Here is a 16,448-nt window from a genome sequence, read left to right as displayed (position 1 = left end):
AGAGCGCGAAGCGATCCGTGGTCGCCGCCACCGCCTGCGGCCCGCCATCGCCATAGGCCATGACTGTCCCGCCGGAAGCGCCGACGCCATCGAAGGCGGCACGGATGCGATCGTTGACGGCGTTGCGAAGGAAGCGGCTGTCTTCGACCAATGCGGTCTTGGCGGAAGCATGGATCTCTCCGGAGAGCTGACCCAGAGCGCCGGATACCTCGGCGTTGGAAAGGTTCAGCACTGCCGTGAACAGACTGCCGCTATCCAGCGAGAAAACACCGTTGCCCGCTGCGCACTGATTGGCCGTCATCCCGGTAAGGCAGAAGCTCGCCGTCGCAAGAGAGGATGTTAGGAAAACATTGTTCGCGTCATAGCCGAGTGCGAAATTGAGGAAGGCGTAGTCGTCGGTCAGCGTGTCGAACGTGCCGGTAACGGCCGTGCCCGCCGTGATGATCGTATAGACGTCACCAACGGTATAGGTCGAACCGTCGTCAGTGCCGTTGACGGGCGTCACATGCACATTGCCGCCATTGATGGTCGCCGTGCCGGTGGCGTTGAGAAGATCGTTGTTGGTGCCAGCGACAAAACCGCCATCGTTGAGTTCAACCGTGTAGGTCGAACCGGCATTGATGGTGATGTTGGCGACGTTGAGCGTGCCGATGGAGTTGCCGGGCGCCAGCGTGCCCCCGGAAGCGATGGTGACGTTGCTCAGCGTGCCCGAACCGCCAAGCGTGCCGCCAAAGAGGTTAATCGCGCCGCCGAGCGAGCCGTTCACAGCGAGAAGACCCGCTGCAATATCGGTTGTTCCCGCATAGGCCGAGCTGTTTCCGGTCAGGACCAGCTCTCCCGCCCCTGACTTGGTCAGTGCGCCTGTGCCGGAGATCGCGCCCGCATAGGTTCCAGCCGTGCCTTGGTCGAAAGTCAGCGCGGCGTTGTTCACGATGTCGCCTTGCAGGCTCGTCGTGTTGCCAACCAGCATGCCGCCGGAAACGGTCGTGCCGCCCGTATATGTATTGGCTCCAGTCAGAACCAGCGTGCCGAGGTCGGTTTTGTCGAGCGAACCCGTGCCGGTGAGGTTGGAAGCGATCGTCGCGGTGAAACCCGCCCCGGCGCTTGTGCCGTCGCCGACGCGGAAGGCCGTCGCACCGGTGAGCGCCACATCGTCGCCGGTGATTGTGTAGCCGTCTGCGGCGAACTGCATGCCGGCTGAGGTGGAAATGGCGCCTGCGCTGTCATCCACCGTGACCGTGCCCGCCGTTCCGGTGAAGATCAGCAATACCGAGGGGTCGAACACGCTGTTGACGCTGCCATCGGCAAATGTCCAGTTGTTGCCCGTGGCGCTCCATGTGCCCGCGCCCCCATCCACCGCATTGTTGGCAGATGTATTTCCACCATCCCAGAAGGATGCCAATGCCGCATCGACCAGCAGGTTCACCTGATTTGCCGTTGCTGTCTGCACGGTGAGATTAGAACTGCCATAGCCAGTTGGCGCGGCGCCGATTTCGAGCACGTTATCGGTGAGCGTGCCGCTATAATTGACAAGGCGATAAAGCCCCGCCCCGAACCCGCCCGCATCGGTGACGTTCAACGTGCCGTCGAGGGTCAGATCACCGCCAACATTGATGAGGTCGCTATCGACGCCCGCAGTCCCGGAGGGGCTGCCAAGCTCGAAATCGAGCGATGAACCGGAGGCAAGCGTCAGATCACCGCCGATGGTGAGCGTGCCGGGCGAATTGCCCGCCGCAATCGCGCCATTGGTGACAATGACATCACCCGAAAGCGTACCCGACCCGCCCACCTTGCCGCCCGTGACATTCACCGTGCCGCCCATAGCGCCGTTTACCGAGAGAAGGCCCGCGGCGATATCGGTCGTGCCCGCATAGGCCGAACTGTCGCCGGTCAGGACCAGTTCGCTCGCACCGGCCTTGGTCAGCGCTCCGCTACCTGAGATCACACCGCCATAGGTGCCATCGCTCGTCTGGTTGAAGGTAAGCGCGGCGTTGTTGACGATATCGCCCTGAAGGCTTGTCGTGTTGCCGATCAAGGTGCCCGCCGAAATAGTCGTGCCGCCGGTGTAGCTATTGGCACCGGTCAACGTCAGCGCGCCCGCGTCAGATTTGGTCAGCGCGCCGGTGCCGGAGATAATTCCAGCATAGGTGCCCGTTGATGCCTGATCGAAGGTGAGCGCCGCGTTGTTCACGATATTGCCCTGCAGGCTTGTCGCGTCGCCGATCAGGGTTCCGGCCGAAATAGTCGTGCCGCCGGTATAGGTATTGGCTCCGGTCAGCGTCAGCGCGCCCGCCCCGTCCTTGGTCAGTGCGCCCGTGCCGGAGATGATCCCGGCATAGGTGCCCGCTGATGCCTGATCGAAGGTGAGCGCGGCGTTGTTGACGATGTCGCCTTGCAGGCTCGTCGCATTGCCGATCAGGGTGCCCGCCGAAATGGTCGTGCCGCCAGTATAGGTATTGGCCCCGGTCAATGTCAGCGCGCCCGCGCCGCCCTTGGTCAGTGTGCCAGTGCCGGAGATAATTCCGGCATAGGTGCCTGCCGATGCCTGATCGAAGGTCAGCGCGGCGTTGTTGACGATGTCGCCCTGCAGGCTCGTCGTGTTGCCAACCAGGGTGCCGCCGGAAACGGTCGTGCCGCCGGTGTAGGTATTCGCGCCGGTCAGAACCAGCGTGCCAAGGTCGGTTTTGTTGAGCGAACCTGTGCCAGTGAGATTTGAAGCGACAGTCGCGGTGAAGCCCGCCCCCGCGCTTGTGCCGTCGCCGACACGGAAAGCCGTCGCACTGGTGAGCGCAATATCGTCGCCGGTGATCGTGTAGCCGTCTGCGGCGAACTGCATGCCGGCCGAGGTGGTAATCGCGCCCGCGCTGCTATCCACCGTTACCGTGTCCCCCGTGCCGGAGAAAATCAGCAACACCGAGGGATCGAAAACGCCGTTGACGCTGCCATCGGCAAATGTCCAGTTGTTGCCGGTGACGCTCCACGTGCCCGCGCCGCCATCCACGCTATTGTTGGCCGTTATATTGCCACCATCCCAGAAGGACGCCAATGCAGCATCGACCAGCAAATTCACCTGGTTTGCCGTCGCCGTCTGCACGGTGAGATTGGAACTGCCATAGCCAGTTGGCGCGCTGCCAATTTCGAGCACCTCATCGGTGAGCGCCCCGCTATAATTGATGAGGCGATAAAGCCCCGCACCAAACCCGCCCGCGTCGGAGACATTGAGCGTACCATCAAGCGTGAGATCGCCGCCAACATTGATGAGATCGCTATCGACGCCCGCTGTACCCGAAGGGCTGCCAAGCTCGAAATTGAGCGATGAGCCAGAGGCAAGCGATAGGTTGCCGTCGATTGTCAAGGTGCCGGGGCTGTTGCCCGCCGCAATCGCGCCATTGGTGACAGCAACATCGCCTGTTAACGTGCCCGATCCGCCCAACGTGCCGCCCGTGACATTCACCGTGCCGCCGAGCGTATCGTTCACCGAGAGAAGCCCCCCGCTGATGTTGGTCGTGCCGGTAAAACCGGCGGAATTGGCGGTCAGGTTGGTGACGCCCGCAATCTGATTCATCGTGTGGGTGCCGCTCGCGCCAGAAGCCAGGGCTGCACCGAAGGTGTAGTTCGTGTCCGTATGATTGAAGTTGAGCGTGCCCGTCCCAGAGCGAAAGTCCAGCGTTGTGGCGTTGAGTGTACCTGCCGCCGCTGCCGCACTCCCCGCCGCCGCGCCGATATTGAGCGTGCCGGTGGAGCCTGTAAGGTTCGCGATCCTGACGACTGAATTGCTGAGCGTACCGCCATCTGCAAGCGTGAGCGTGCCCGTGCCCTCATCGCCGATTTTCACGAACCCTGTCGCCGTCAACGTTGAGCCCGCGCCCGAAACCAGTGCCGTGCCTGTGCCTGTGCCGCCTACATTCGAACCTATAGCGATATCTGAAGCAGACGAGACACTGCTGCCATTGTTGATAAGCAAGGTGCCGGTTCCATCGCGACCGACATCGATAAAATTCGCGCTCAGTGCCCCGCCATTATCAAGGGTGAGTGAACCCGTGCCCGCATCGCCGACGATCACGGCCGACGTAGCCGCCACCTGCGACCCCGTGCCCGTAACGCTGAGTACACCGTCTTCCACGCTCATAAACCGGCTGCCAAGCTTGCCCGTCACATTCAACGTGCCACCGGAGATGTTGGTATCGCCCGCAAAGCCGGAGGAATCACCCGTCAGGTTGGTGACGCCCGCGATCTGGTTGATGGTGGCGGTGCCTGTGCCAGAGACAATGCCCGCGCCGAAAGTGTAGTTTGTGTCGGTGTGGTTGAAGTTGAGCGTGCCCGTCCCCGCGCCAAAGGCCAGCGTCGTGGCGTTCAGCGTACCCGCCGCCTCGGTGATGGTCGACGGTGCCGAACCGATGGTTAGCGGTGCCGAACCGATGTTCAGCGTGCCAGTGGAGCCTGAGAGAGTCGCCATTTGAGCAGTGCCTATAACGCTGGTAACCACCCCGCCGTCAGCAAGAGTGAGCGTGCCCGCGCCCGCCTCGCCGACGATGATTTCGTCTACCGCTGCCAGCGACGAGCCTGCGCCTGAAACCGTGGTTGTGCCCGTGCTGCCAAAATTGCGCCCAATAATAACATCATCAAAAACCAATACTTCCGCGCCCGCCAAAACATTCAGCGTTCCCGTGCCTGAATCGCCAACGCGAATATCCCCAGTGTTCTTCCAGGTTGATCCCGCGCCCGTCACGTTCGCCGTGCTTGTCGATGTGTTGACAGAGCCGATAATGGCATCCGTACTGTTTACCGCGCCGCCACTCTCAACCGTGAGTGTGCCATTTCCGATACTGCCGAGGGTGAAGAGCTTCGTGTTCAGCACCGCGTCCGTGCCCGAAACCTTCACTGTGCCCGTGCTGCCAGCATTGGACCCCACAACGAAAACAGATCCCGTTTGCGTGACCGTGCCGCCGGTCAGAATATCCAGCGTGCCGCTGCCAAAACTGCCGATTGTTATGTCCGAGGTCGTCGTCAACGCTGAGTTCGCGCCCGAAACCGTCGCCGTGCCATTGCCGCTGGCAAGCGAGCCAATGATGATGCCATTCGTCGCCGAAACCGCCCCGCCATCCAACACATTGAGCGTGCCTGTGCCGCTCTGTCCCACCGTAAGAAATGCCGAATTTGTCCAAGTCGATCCCGCGCCCGTCACCGTTGCGATGCCCGTGGCTTGAGACGTATCGCCGAGCACGGCATCCGTGCTGTTCACCGCGCCGCTGTTCTCGATATTGAGTATGCCGGTGCCGGTGCTGCTCGACCCGATATTGAAAATATTCGCGTTCAGCGTTGAGCCAGGGCCCCAAACATTAACGGTGCCATCCCCGCCACTGACACTCAGCAGAAGGTTACTGCCATTCTGCGTAACCGTGCCGCCGTCCAGTACATTAAGTACGCCCGTGCCGCTGACAATGCCAACGTCAAAATTTGCCGAATTTGTCCAGCTCGCGCCCGTGCCCGTCACCGTCACGATGCCTGTGTCGGAGGTCAAGGAGTTGGTGCCGCCGATGGAGCCATCGGTACTGCTCATCACACCAGTTCCACTGATGATTAGCGCACCATCTTTCACTGCCATCTTCGTGCTGCCAAGTTTGCCCGTCACATTCAACGTGCCGCCCGTGATGTTGGTATCGCCCGTAAAGCCGGAGGAATCAGCCGTCAGGTTGGTGACCCCCGCGATCTGGTTAATCGTACCGGTGCTGCTTGCGAGAGATGCCATGGCCGCACCGAACGTGTAGTTTGTGTCGGTGTGATTGAAATTGAGTGTCCCCGTCCCCCCGCCAAAAGTCAGCCCAGCGGTATTAAGCGTGCCCGCTGCCGCTGCCGTATCAGCCGCAGCCGCGCCGATATTGAGCGTGCCAGTGGAGCCTGAGACGTTGGCGATGACGGCGCCAAGGGCACCACTACTGGTGACCGTGCCGCCATCGGCAATGGTCAGCGTGCCGGTGCCACTGGAGCCAACAAACACGCGGTTCGTATTCGTCCAGATTGACCCCGCCCCCGTCACGCTCGCCGTGCCTGTGCTGCCAGAGTTGTGGCCGATTATACCACTATCGCTGGTTGCCGCACCGCCGTTTTGAATTGTTAGCGTGCCTGTGCTGCCCGCCTCGCGCCCAATCGAAATCAAATCAACAACAGAAACGCTCCCGCCACTGTCGATATTCAGCGTGCCCGTGCCCTCGGAACCAACGCGAATATCATCCGCTATTGTGACGCTGCCCCCGTTTTGGACATTAAGCGTGCCGTCTCCGGCCCCGCCGATGTGAAGATCCTGCGCATGTGCCCAAGTCGAACCCGCACCCGTGACCGTCACCGTGCCTGTGGAACCCGCCCCGAAGCCGATACTGCCGCTTACGGCATTGATTCCCGTGGTGCTACTGCTGTTGACAACACCGCCATCAGCAATGGTCAGCGTGCCTGTGCCCAGATTGCCGACGATCATGGCTTCCGTATTTGTCCAGATTGACCCCGCGCCCGTCACCGTTGCGATGCCCGTGGCGAGAGACGTATTATCGCCGAGCACGGCATCCGTGCTGTTCACCGCGCCGCCATTCTCAATAAGCAAGGTGCCGGTGCCACCGGTGCCCAACCCGATGGTGAAAATATTCGTGTTTAGCGTTGAGCCAGAATCAGACACATGAACCGTGCTCGTCCCGTCACCTTGGTTCACCTGAAGGTTAGCGCCATTCTGCGTAACCGTGCCGCCGTCCAGCACATTGAGTGTGCCCGTGCCCAAAATGCCAACCTGAAAATTTGTCGAATTTGTCCAGCTTGCGCCAGAGCCTGTCACCGTCACGGTGCCTGTGTCGGCGTCCAGGCCACCGATGAAGGCGTCGGTACTGCTCACCGTGCCATTGCCATTGATGGTGAGCGTGCCCGCGCCCGTGCCACCATGACCAACCCTGACAGAATCAAAAGCCTCGGTCGTGCTGATGGTTTCCACCGCGCCGCCGCCAACTTCCTTGTCCGCCGCATAGGCCGCCATCGGCAGGACGCTCACCAGCGCGGTTGTGGCCATCAAAACAGCACGCGCAATGTTGCGGTTTTTCAGAAATGTCGTGCTGCTCATAAAAGAACCCCTCAGGTTTACAATGGCCAGATCCACTTGCCGCCCCACGCGGAAAACGCGACGAGATCTGGCGCGCGAAACTGCGGGCGCGTGCAAACGACGAATGCCGTCCTGCGCGCGGCCCGCAGCTTTTTTCCTTGGTTAAGCAGTGATTTATCGTTGCGCCATAGGCGCGGATCGCATTTGCGCGCGGTGGGAAAAGATGTGCGTGGAGTGAGAACCACGCGCCGCGCGCCGCCCTGTCGACAGGTGGATTTCGGCTGAAAAGCGCCGTCAAGAAGATCGTGAATTGAGCGAATCGAGGGAGACGAAATGCCCGCGATTGGCAGGAGCGTGCCAGAGCAATCGCATTTGACTTCGGCTTTGCTCAATACCCCCACCCCTAACCCCTCCCCACAAGGGGGAGAGGTTAGGGGTGGGGGTGCAAAGCAAATGGGATTGGCGGAGGGCGCGTTACAGCGTCAGATCGTCCGCACTCGGGTCGGGCCGCGCGCTATCCGGCCCATCCCGCCGCCTATCAGCCCCAGCGCCATGAGATTAGGCGACGAAGGGGATGAAAAGCAGCGGAATGGGCATGAGTGATTGCTACTGTGCGGTGATGCCCGCCTTCATTGACGGATGCACGGCGCAGAAATAGTCGAACGTGCCCGCTGTGGTGATGGTGACCGTCGCGCTCTCGCCCTTCGCCAGACGGCCGGTATCAAACGAGCCGTCCCTGGCGGTCGCGGTATGGGGCGCGGCGTCGTGATTGGTGAAGGTGATGGTGTCACCGACGGCGACTTCGAGCGTGGGCACGGAGAATTTCATGCTCTGGATATCGACAAGGTGATCGGCCGCATAAGACTGGCCGGCGGCAAGCATTGCCAGAGCGAGACCGAGCGCGCTGGCGAGAATGAAACGGGAAGAGCGGATTTTGTTGAACATGGAGGTGGCCCCTTGAAATTGGTTGTTTAAGTGGTGCGAAGGGGGTCTCCCTGGCGCGCGGATGTCTCCCGCATAGCCGACGCTTTTCGGGTGCGCGAGAGGGGAGGCACGAAATTGCGCGCAATGGGAAAGGATGTGCGCGAATTGATAAGTGTATGGAGAAAAAGAAAAATCCAGATCAGGTTTTGTCGGCCCGCATCAGCCAGTCGGTAAAAGTGCCCCCCTTGGACTCGTTCAGCGTGTGGCCGCTCAGCCAGGCGGCCCGTGCCTCACCCGGACTAAACCCGTATCGCGCTTGAAACTGCCGGTAGAACGATGAGAGATTGTTAAAGCCATATGCGTGAGCGACTGTACTGATCCGCTTTTTGTCATTCGAGGTCGCAAGTTCCTTATAGCAGGCCGTCAGCCGACGCTGAGAGATGAACTTCATGACACCGCCATAGCGCTCGAAAATATAGACAAGCTGGCGACGTGAAATTCCCAACCTCGCGCAGAGCATATCCGGGGTGAGATCGGGCGATTTCAAATTCTCGTTTATAATACGCTTTGCCGCAGCAAGTTTTGTCGCCGCGATGGGCAATCTGGCGGCCTCGAGCGTATCCGCGTTAGGGCGAACCACCGCCTTCAAAAGATGCGTAAAGGCCTCTGTCACCGCCGGGATATCGGCAATGCTTAATCTATCGGCGTGGCTAGCGAGGGAGAGAAGAAAGTCGCGCAGGATTTGCGACATCGGCCCCGTCAAATGTCGATCGACCATCCTGTCGAGATCATCGGCCACATCGCAAAATTCATCGCGGTTCAGCATAATCTGCAAAATTTCCATATCTTGCACGCTTCCCGAATACGGGGTCGTATAAGAATGAACGAACATGTTACCCGGCGTCATATTCAGTGTCGTGTCACCGGACGTGAATTGCATGGCTCCTTTTGTCAGAATGGTCAGGCTCCAGTCCTCGATGCCATATTTGCGCCTGTCCGTGTCGGTATAATTGATATAGGAAAGCGCATTATTAATCAAAGCCATCTGGAGTACGCCTAAATTGTAGGCCTGCATATGCGCCAGATAACCGCCGTCCAATGGAGACAATTTCTTGACTTCGGCAATGGGGGCAATGAAATCACGCCAGGCTTCGAACTGATCTTCCACATCAAGGTTTTCTGTCGAGAACTGAAAACTTGGGATCGGCCTCTGGTCGCCGGTAAATTCTGAATGTTCAGTCAATAAATCTTTCCCCTAAACACACGCGGCACAGTATCATAGCGAATCCGAAGATCTTCGCGCCCACCAAACCGATCACATTTAGCAAGCATCGGCTGACGATGCGATAAGCAGCCTCAAATTTGCGCGAATTGGGAAGATATTTGCGCGGAAGAGGAAGCCTCATGTGACCTGGTCACAGGTCCGATGACCAACAAACCCACGCCGGCAGCCCACGGAACCACTACCCTGGGCTATGTCGCGACCCCATCCGCACGCCCCCCAAATCATAGACCTTCGCATGCGCACGAAAACCGCCGCCCAAAGGCGCAAGCGGTTCGACGTCGGACAACGGCGTCCTGAAATCGCGGTAGGCTGCTTGTAGTCGACATCCCTTGATAGGCGCCAAAGCGCGAGAGGATCCCGACTTCGGCCTTCTCTCAATCGGCGCTACAGGGCAATTCCTCTCTGCCGCCCCAACTGCCACGACACCGAACCACCCTGCACGATGCCGCTGACCTCGCGGCCAAGCTGGCGGTCAATAACAGGCCGCCACGGGACAAGGGTGAACTCATGGCTCTGCTCGACGATCGCGAACTTGCCGCTCGATAGCTGGACGGTCCCCGTGAATTTGCCGCTGACGGCCTCGCCATCGGCCACGGCCCGGAACGGCAGCGCCTTGGTCGCGGCCATCTCCGCGCCGACGCGAGCAAGCTCGCGCTCGCAGCGTGGCGAGGAGGTTGCGCCGATAGGCGATGCCACCGTTTGGATGACGGGCGGCATCGCCCCGTTCGATATGATACTCGCGGCGCTTGTCCATATGCGGCGCGCATGGTGCCGCCCCATCTTGCTGGCCGCGCCATAGCCATCACTGGCATCGGTGGGCCGCTGGCCTTCACGCTTGGCGTTCCTGCCGGAACCTGGCTGGGCGTTCTTCTCGGCTGGCGCGTATCCTTCGGGCTGATGAGCGCGCTGGCGTTGGCGCTGATTGTCTGGAGCCTCGCCCGATTGCCGGATTTTCCGGGCCAGCAGCGCGGCAAGCAGCTTTCTGTCGCTCGGGTTCTGACATTGCCCGGATTGCGGCCGATCCTGTTCACGATGTTGGTGTTCGTCGTCGCGCACAACATTCTCTACACCTACATCGCACCGTTCCTCCTCCCGTCCGGCCTCGCAGATCGTGTCGATCTGGTGCTTTTGACCTTCGGCTTTGCAGGCGTTCTGGGCCTCTGGGTCGTCGGTTCGTTGATCGACCGGCATCTCCGCCGACTGATGCTCGCAAGTCTGCTGGGATTCGGCGGGGTTGCGCTCGCTCTGGGGCTCGCCAGTGCTTCGCCGACGGTTGTCTTTGCGGCGGCGGTGGTGTGGGGCCTTGTGATGGGTGGAGCGCCGACGCTGTTCCAGACAGCCGAGGCGAAAGCCGCGGGCGAGGCCACCGACGTCGCCCAGGCGATGTTCGTCACGGTCTGGAATACCGGCGTTGCGGGTGGCGGACTTTTGGGAGGGCTGTTGCTGGATGGTTTGGGCGTGGCGTCGTTCCCGTGGGCGCTTCTCGCGCTGACGGTCCCGGCGCTGCTGGTTGCCTGGATAGCGTCACGCCATGGGTTTCCACCGGTCAATCGGCGGTGATCTTTGAGAAGATGGGCGGCTTCGAGGGCGCGGCACCGGCAACGGATCTGTTCTCGCGGGTGACGCTTCCTGATTGAATCTCCTCAGAGGAGGAAGAACTATCCATGATAGTCGCGGACAGAGAGTTGCAATGTCGATTTCTGATAGGGTCCGCATCGCAGCCGACTTGCGGATGGCCACTACCATCGTACGACAACCATTCCGACCCGGCAACGAGGCAAAGTACACACTGCCGTGAGTAGTGGCGGCGCGCCAGTCGGACAAGCGCGGGTCACATGTCGTTTGCGGTCAGGAACGACCGCGCCGAAATGAGAACAGTTCTCTGCGCTCCATGAGTGTACGGCCTAATATCTCCGGTGAGCGCGAACGATCGCCCCCGTTGCCTTGCCGGACTCGCGCTCAATGCCGACAAGAACCTGGATGCGCGGCTTTTGCAATTCTTTGACTGCTAGGCTCACAGGCTCCGCTTCATCCATTGTCACCCAACGCTCGTCGATCGCGATGTTATTGATTAAGTCAGCGACCGTGTGTTCAGTGAGCGCGATCAGGCCATCGAGTTCCTTTGCACGCGCGCTGATGTAGCGCGTTACATCGAGTGAGGTAAAAGCGGCCATCGGGCGCCCGTTTTGATCCATGCAAATGATCGCCGCATGCTTCTCGTCGATGGCTCCAACCAGGTCGCTGAGCTGCGTGTCGGGCATTGCGCTCACATAGTTTTTGTCGAGTTTCGTTGAGAGACTGTTTGCCATCGTACCGTCGCGGCGTGGGCGCGTTCTAACGACGGCTCCGACGGTCGAGTAATGTCGCATCCACGCGGCCGTCTCTACACAACGAAGTTCCGTCAAGCGGATAATCTTTCCGTGGATGTCGGTAATGTTCATGTCCAGGACTGGCTCGTGATGGGCCACGCGGTTTCGGAAGGCATTAATCGCCTTCACCAGGTTCTGAATGTCCTGCCGACTCTCTCCATGCCTCAAATGTGGGAAAGCCCGGTTCACATTGGTTCGCCAGAGAGAGCCATAGTCCGATCGGAATAGATTCGACCAAAAGTCGAATGTCAGCGTCGCAATTACTTGATCGCGCGATGCGTTCGGGCCGGCGCGCTGGATCGCCTTGTTCAACGTTGCCAGCCCCTCGACCGTCAGCGTGTCGCTTCGGAACGCCTCTGTTTGGTGCCAGTTTTGTTGAAACGTGGCGACGAGGACTTCATCAACCGCATTGCGCAGCGTCACTTCCACCACGTTGAGAGGATAGAGGAACGCTTTTGCGAGCCGGGCGTTATAAAGATACAGTGCCAGCGCGTATGCTTCGTGATTTCCTCCTTTCGACAAGTAGGTGGCAAAGCGGGGCTCTGAGATCGACGCCCGGATCGCCTGCAGCTGCGGCTGCGTGTACGGATAAGGAACTTGACTTTCGGCCATAAAGCGACGATAACCCCCCAAGCAGTCGAACAGGCCCCACTGGTTTTCCAAGCGCCTTCGACAGAAAATTTATGTGCACCAGGTCAGGCCAGTCCTCACCTGGTGTTTCATTTTGATGGCTAGGTAACATACCGAATCGCTCTCGACGAGGGCTGACGAGTATCCGCAGCAGCCGGCTAGGCGGCTTCAGTAGAGCACCCCGACCTTGCCGTGGCGAGTTGTGCTCGGTGATCAGTCGAGAAGCGACAGTTGTGCTCGCTCGACCTGAGTTCGATCATTCAGACTTGAAATCGTGACGCCGAGCAGGCGGACGCCCTTTGGGAACGGAAACAGTTCCGAGATTAGTGCCCGCGCCACGTCCAGCAACTCCCCTTGACCAGTGATCGGCCTCGGCAATGTGCGCCTCCGGGTGATCTGATGGAAATCCGCAAACTTCACCTTCAGCGTCACAGTGCGACCGCTAATCTCCTTGGTCTCGCAATGCCGCCAGACTTTATCGGCCAGTGGCGCCAATTCGGCGCGCGCCGCATCGAGATCGAAGATGTCAACCGCGAAGGTGTCTTCGGCGCCGACGGATTTTCGCGGGCGGTTGGGCTGAACCGGCCGCTCGTCGATCCCGCGTGCGATCAGGTAATACCAGCTCCCGGACTTCCCGAAATGCTCCTGCAGGAAGGCCAGAGGCTTTTCCCTTAGATCGGCGCCGGTCTCAATCCGCAGCCGCTGCATCTTTGCGGCCGTTGCCGGCCCCACGCCGTGGAACTTCTTGATCGGCAGATTGGCAACGAACTCAGGGCCCGTTCTCGGGGTGATGACCGCCTGGCCGTTCGGCTTGTTGAGATCGCTCGCCATCTTCGCCAGGAACTTGCAATAGGAAATCCCGGCCGAGGCGTTAAGACCGGTCACTTCGTTGATCCGGGCGCGGATAATCGTGGCGATGTCGGTGGCGATCGGGATGTTCTGCTTGTTCTCGGTGACGTCGAGGTAGGCTTCATCAAGGGAGAGCGGCTCGATCAAGTTGGTATGCTCGGCGAAGATCTGGTGAATCTGCGCCGACACCGCGCGATAGACGTCAAACCGTGGTTTGACGAAGATGAGATCGGGACAGCGGCGCCTCGCCGTCACGGACGGCAGGGCCGAACGCACCCCAAATGCGCGCGCCTCGTAGCTTGCGGCGGCCACCACGCCGCGCGCGGCAGAACCGCCTACCGCGACCGGCTTTCCCCGGAGCCCTGGGTTGTCGCGCTGCTCGACAGACGCATAGAAGGCGTCCATATCCACATGGATAATCTTGCGGACCGGGGCGTGCCTCGGTCCCGGTTCCCCGGAACAGTCGCCGGCATGCCTGTCATCCTTGATCGTGAGCATTCTCCCTGCCGCTTCCGCCTATAGAAGAAGATCGTTATCGTGCTTGATCGGCGGCTCGACGACGACCAGCATGTTGCCGGGCAAAGGCCGCTGCAGGTGCTTGACCGCGTCCCACTCGCCGGTCAGCCAGAGGTCGACCTCTTCCGGCGTGGTCAAGATCGCCGGCATAGCCTTCTGATGGATCGGGCTGACGATCTCGTTCGGCGATGTCGTGAGGAACCCGAAGAGCTCGAATTCGCGCTCGCCGTCACGCACCTTCCTGACGCCTTTCCATAGTGTCCAGAAGCCAGCAAAGAACATGAGCGGCCGATCCGCATTGCGAGCGAACCAGGCATTGGGAACGCGGCCGCCCGGGACCTTGCTGGCCGGATCGGGCTCGGCGAAAGAGGTGAATGGCACGACGCATCGGCTGGTCGGGCCGAGCCATCGTCGCCAGTGAGACGAGTTGACGTTTCTGATATTGGTGACGCCGGGATCGTAATTGCCCTTGATATAGGCTGGTGGCGTGGGCATGCCCCAGGTGGCGCTCGCGATCTCGCGCTTGCCATCGGCGCCGACACGGACGATGGGAGCGAGTGTGTTCGGATAGATGTCCAGTGACGGTTCGTTCCAGCCGGCTTTGTCGGCGAAGGCCTTGGTGAACTCCATGACGGCGTCACGCGTCGTTGTGAGACTATAGAGATTGCACATTACCGACTTCCTCCTACCGCCACATACCGCGCATCCTGGCGCCGACATCGAGGCGGACCTGTCGCGGTCCGATATTGGGCGCCGTTCCCGGTGACACAACAGGCCAGGCGCGGCATTCAAACAGCTTCAGCAGATTAGCCGGAATAAACGTAAGCCTGCGGTGAAGGCCGCGGATCAAGCAGCTTCGTCAGCTACGGACTTGTGAGCTTTCCAGTTCCACGGGAGCAAGTCCTCGAGCCGCGTGATCGGCGTGTCGGCAATGCGCGACAGAACGTCGGCCAGCCAGGCCTGCGGATCGATATCGTTGAGTTTGGCCGTCATGATCAGCGTTGCCATGAAGGCGGCGCGATCGGCACCGCGATCGGAGCCGGCGAAGAGCCAGGATTTCCTGCCCAGAGCGAAGCCGCGCAATGCTCTTTCGGCGGCATTATTGGTCAAGCAAATTCGGCCATCGCCAAGAAAGGATGTGAAGCCATCCCAGCGCTTCAGCATATAGTCGATTGGCTCGGCCACAGGTGAACTGCGCGACAGTTTTGCCCGCTCGGCACGCAGCCAGTCCTCAAGCGCGTCGACGAGAGGGCGGCTGTCGCGCTGGCGTCGTTGCAGCCGTTCGTTGGCTGAGATGCCATTGATGTCGCGCTCGATGTCGAACAGCGCGTCGATGCGCTTGACCGCCTCCAGCGCAACCGGCGAGATCGCGGCAGCATTCTTTCCGCGTTTGGCATTGGTGGCGATGTCGGCAAGCACGAAGAATTTGCGTCGTGAATGCGCCCAGCACAGCGCCTGCGTCAGCGGAACAGGATCGCGATCCACCTTGAATAGCGGGTTGTAGCCACCATAGGCGTCCGCCTGCAGAATGCCGGTGAAGGTTTTGAGATGGCGCTCGGGATGCTCCTGCCGCCGATCGCGCGAGGCATAATAGAGCGCTACCGGTGGCGACTGCCCGCCGAACGGCCGGTCATCCCTGACATAAGTCCAGATGCGACCCGTATCGGTCTTACCCTTCGCCAGGATCGGCACAGTGGTGTCGTCGCCATGCAGGCGCTCGGCGGCAAGCACATGCGCCTCGATCAGCGCATGCACCGGCCGCAGCGCGACGGTGCAGGCCCCGACCTGGTCGGCGAGTGTCGAGAGGCTGAGGTCGATGCCTTCGCGGGCATAGCGCTCGCTCTGTCGGTTCAGCGGCTGATGTTGACCAAACTTCTCGAACAGGATCATAGCCAAAAGGTTCGGTCCGGCAAAGCCGCGCGACGTCACGTGGAAGGGTGCCGGCGGCTGGGTGATCTTCTCGCATTCGCGGCAGGTAAACTTCTCGCGCACGGTCTGGATGACCTTCCACTGACGCGGGATCACTTCCAGCGTTTCGGTGATGTCCTCGCCAAGCTTGGAAAGCTTTGCCGAACCGCAGCATGGGCAGCTTGAGGGAGCAGCAACGACGACGCGTTCGCGCGGCAGATGCTCGGGAAATGGTTTACGCGATGGGCGCTTGCGTTCGAAGGCTCTGACCGCCGCTGACCGTGCCGCCATCTCGGCCGCCAATTCGTCCTGACTGGCGTCGGCTTCCAATTCCTCGAGTTGCAATTCCATCTGGTCGAGAAGCCGCGCCTTGCGTTCTGACCGACTGCCGTGGATGTCGCGCCTGAGCTTTTCAATCTCCAGTCTCATCCGGGCAATCAACGCATCCGAATGCGCATTCACCGCCTGGGCGCGGGCGGCAATGGCCTCGGCTTCACGCCGTGCCGCGCGCTCGGCGAGGATCATTGCATGCGCACTGGCAAGGTCATTGGGAAGCTGATCGGCCGCATCGGTCATGGCCAGAGGGAATCATATTCGCACCTGCCTTTCCAGCCCTTTCAGCTATCCAGCCGAGCTTGGACGCCAGGTTTTTTGCGGCATTCGCCAGTCGATGCCTTCGAGCAAATAGCCGAGCTGCGCCGGCGTGATAACCACCGTCCCGTCGGCCGCCGATGGCCATATAAAGCGGCCGCGCTCGAGCTTCTTGTAGGTCAGTTGGAAATACAGGCAGTTCCTCTGCCTCGTTGCAGTTTGCGACGGTGACGCACCCGTTTCATCCGTATTCCGGACAGCAAGGAGTGTGCGTCGCAAGGCGCGGCAATCGATCGGG

The 16,448-nt window shown here is 60.4% G+C and carries 9 protein-coding genes and 1 pseudogene; 1 reads left to right on the top strand and 9 read right to left on the bottom strand.

Annotated elements, in window-relative coordinates; translation table 11 throughout:
• The 4 genes and pseudogenes from C5748_RS26365 to C5748_RS26345 all read right to left on the bottom strand — a co-directional run.
• On the bottom strand, positions 1–7,099 hold a 7,099-nt coding region (locus tag C5748_RS26365; RefSeq protein WP_199194912.1), incomplete at its 3' end, for an autotransporter-associated beta strand repeat-containing protein.
• Positions 7,100–7,684: 585 nt separating this feature from the next.
• Positions 7,685–8,023, bottom strand: a complete 339-nt coding sequence (locus C5748_RS26355; RefSeq protein ID WP_105745896.1) for a cupredoxin domain-containing protein — start codon at positions 8,021–8,023, stop codon at positions 7,685–7,687.
• Between the two features lie 178 nt (positions 8,024–8,201).
• The gene (locus C5748_RS26350) at positions 8,202–9,245 is read right to left on the bottom strand and encodes a helix-turn-helix domain-containing protein (protein ID WP_105745894.1); all 1,044 of its coding nucleotides are present in this window, start codon (positions 9,243–9,245) and stop codon (positions 8,202–8,204) included.
• Between the two features lie 426 nt (positions 9,246–9,671).
• Positions 9,672–10,041 (bottom strand): annotated as a pseudogene (locus C5748_RS26345) (DUF3363 domain-containing protein); the annotation flags it as partial.
• Positions 10,042–10,052: 11 nt separating this feature from the next.
• Between C5748_RS26345 and C5748_RS26340 the strand changes: the two are divergent.
• The gene (locus C5748_RS26340; RefSeq protein WP_105745892.1) at positions 10,053–10,847 is read left to right on the top strand and encodes an MFS transporter; all 795 of its coding nucleotides are present in this window, start codon (positions 10,053–10,055) and stop codon (positions 10,845–10,847) included.
• A 344-nt stretch (positions 10,848–11,191) separates the two neighbouring features.
• Here C5748_RS26340 and C5748_RS26335 read toward each other — a convergent pair whose 3' ends face one another.
• The 5 genes from C5748_RS26335 to tnpB all read right to left on the bottom strand — a co-directional run.
• Positions 11,192–12,319 (bottom strand): Abi family protein, encoded by a 1,128-nt coding sequence (locus tag C5748_RS26335; RefSeq protein WP_199194911.1) that lies wholly within the window; start codon positions 12,317–12,319, stop codon positions 11,192–11,194.
• Positions 12,320–12,499: 180 nt separating this feature from the next.
• A complete protein-coding gene (gene dinB / locus C5748_RS26330) occupies positions 12,500–13,633 on the bottom strand; it encodes a DNA polymerase IV (RefSeq protein ID WP_105745891.1) in 1,134 nt (377 codons plus the stop codon).
• Positions 13,634–13,651: 18 nt separating this feature from the next.
• Positions 13,652–14,323: an SOS response-associated peptidase gene (locus C5748_RS26325; RefSeq protein ID WP_105745889.1), complete on the bottom strand. Its 672-nt coding sequence runs from the start codon at positions 14,321–14,323 to the stop codon at positions 13,652–13,654.
• 174 nt (positions 14,324–14,497) lie between these two features.
• Complete coding sequence (tnpC, locus tag C5748_RS26320) at positions 14,498–16,135, bottom strand: IS66 family transposase (protein WP_105745887.1); 1,638 nt, start codon at positions 16,133–16,135, stop codon at positions 14,498–14,500.
• A gap of 45 nt (positions 16,136–16,180) precedes the next feature.
• Positions 16,181–16,448 (bottom strand): IS66 family insertion sequence element accessory protein TnpB (tnpB, locus tag C5748_RS26315; protein WP_146119634.1); only part of this gene is annotated, 268 nt, incomplete at its 5' end.

Origin of the sequence: Phyllobacterium phragmitis (genome assembly GCF_002980495.1) — a bacterium.
Classification (GTDB): domain Bacteria; phylum Pseudomonadota; class Alphaproteobacteria; order Rhizobiales; family Rhizobiaceae; genus Paramesorhizobium; species Paramesorhizobium phragmitis.
Note: the sequence above shows the minus strand (reverse complement) of the source record. Positions and strands in the feature narration are given on the sequence as shown.

What these genes read in the sequence shown, in the direction of transcription:
- C5748_RS26355 (WP_105745896.1), bottom strand. Translation starts at nt 8,023, where the DNA reads ATGTTCAACAAAATCCGCTCTTCCCGTTTCATTCTCGCCAGCGCGCTC.
- C5748_RS26340 (WP_105745892.1), top strand. Translation starts at nt 10,053, where the DNA reads ATGGTGCCGCCCCATCTTGCTGGCCGCGCCATAGCCATCACTGGCATC.
- dinB (WP_105745891.1), bottom strand. Translation starts at nt 13,633, where the DNA reads ATGCTCACGATCAAGGATGACAGGCATGCCGGCGACTGTTCCGGGGAA.
- C5748_RS26325 (WP_105745889.1), bottom strand. Translation starts at nt 14,323, where the DNA reads ATGTGCAATCTCTATAGTCTCACAACGACGCGTGACGCCGTCATGGAG.
- tnpC (WP_105745887.1), bottom strand. Translation starts at nt 16,135, where the DNA reads ATGACCGATGCGGCCGATCAGCTTCCCAATGACCTTGCCAGTGCGCAT.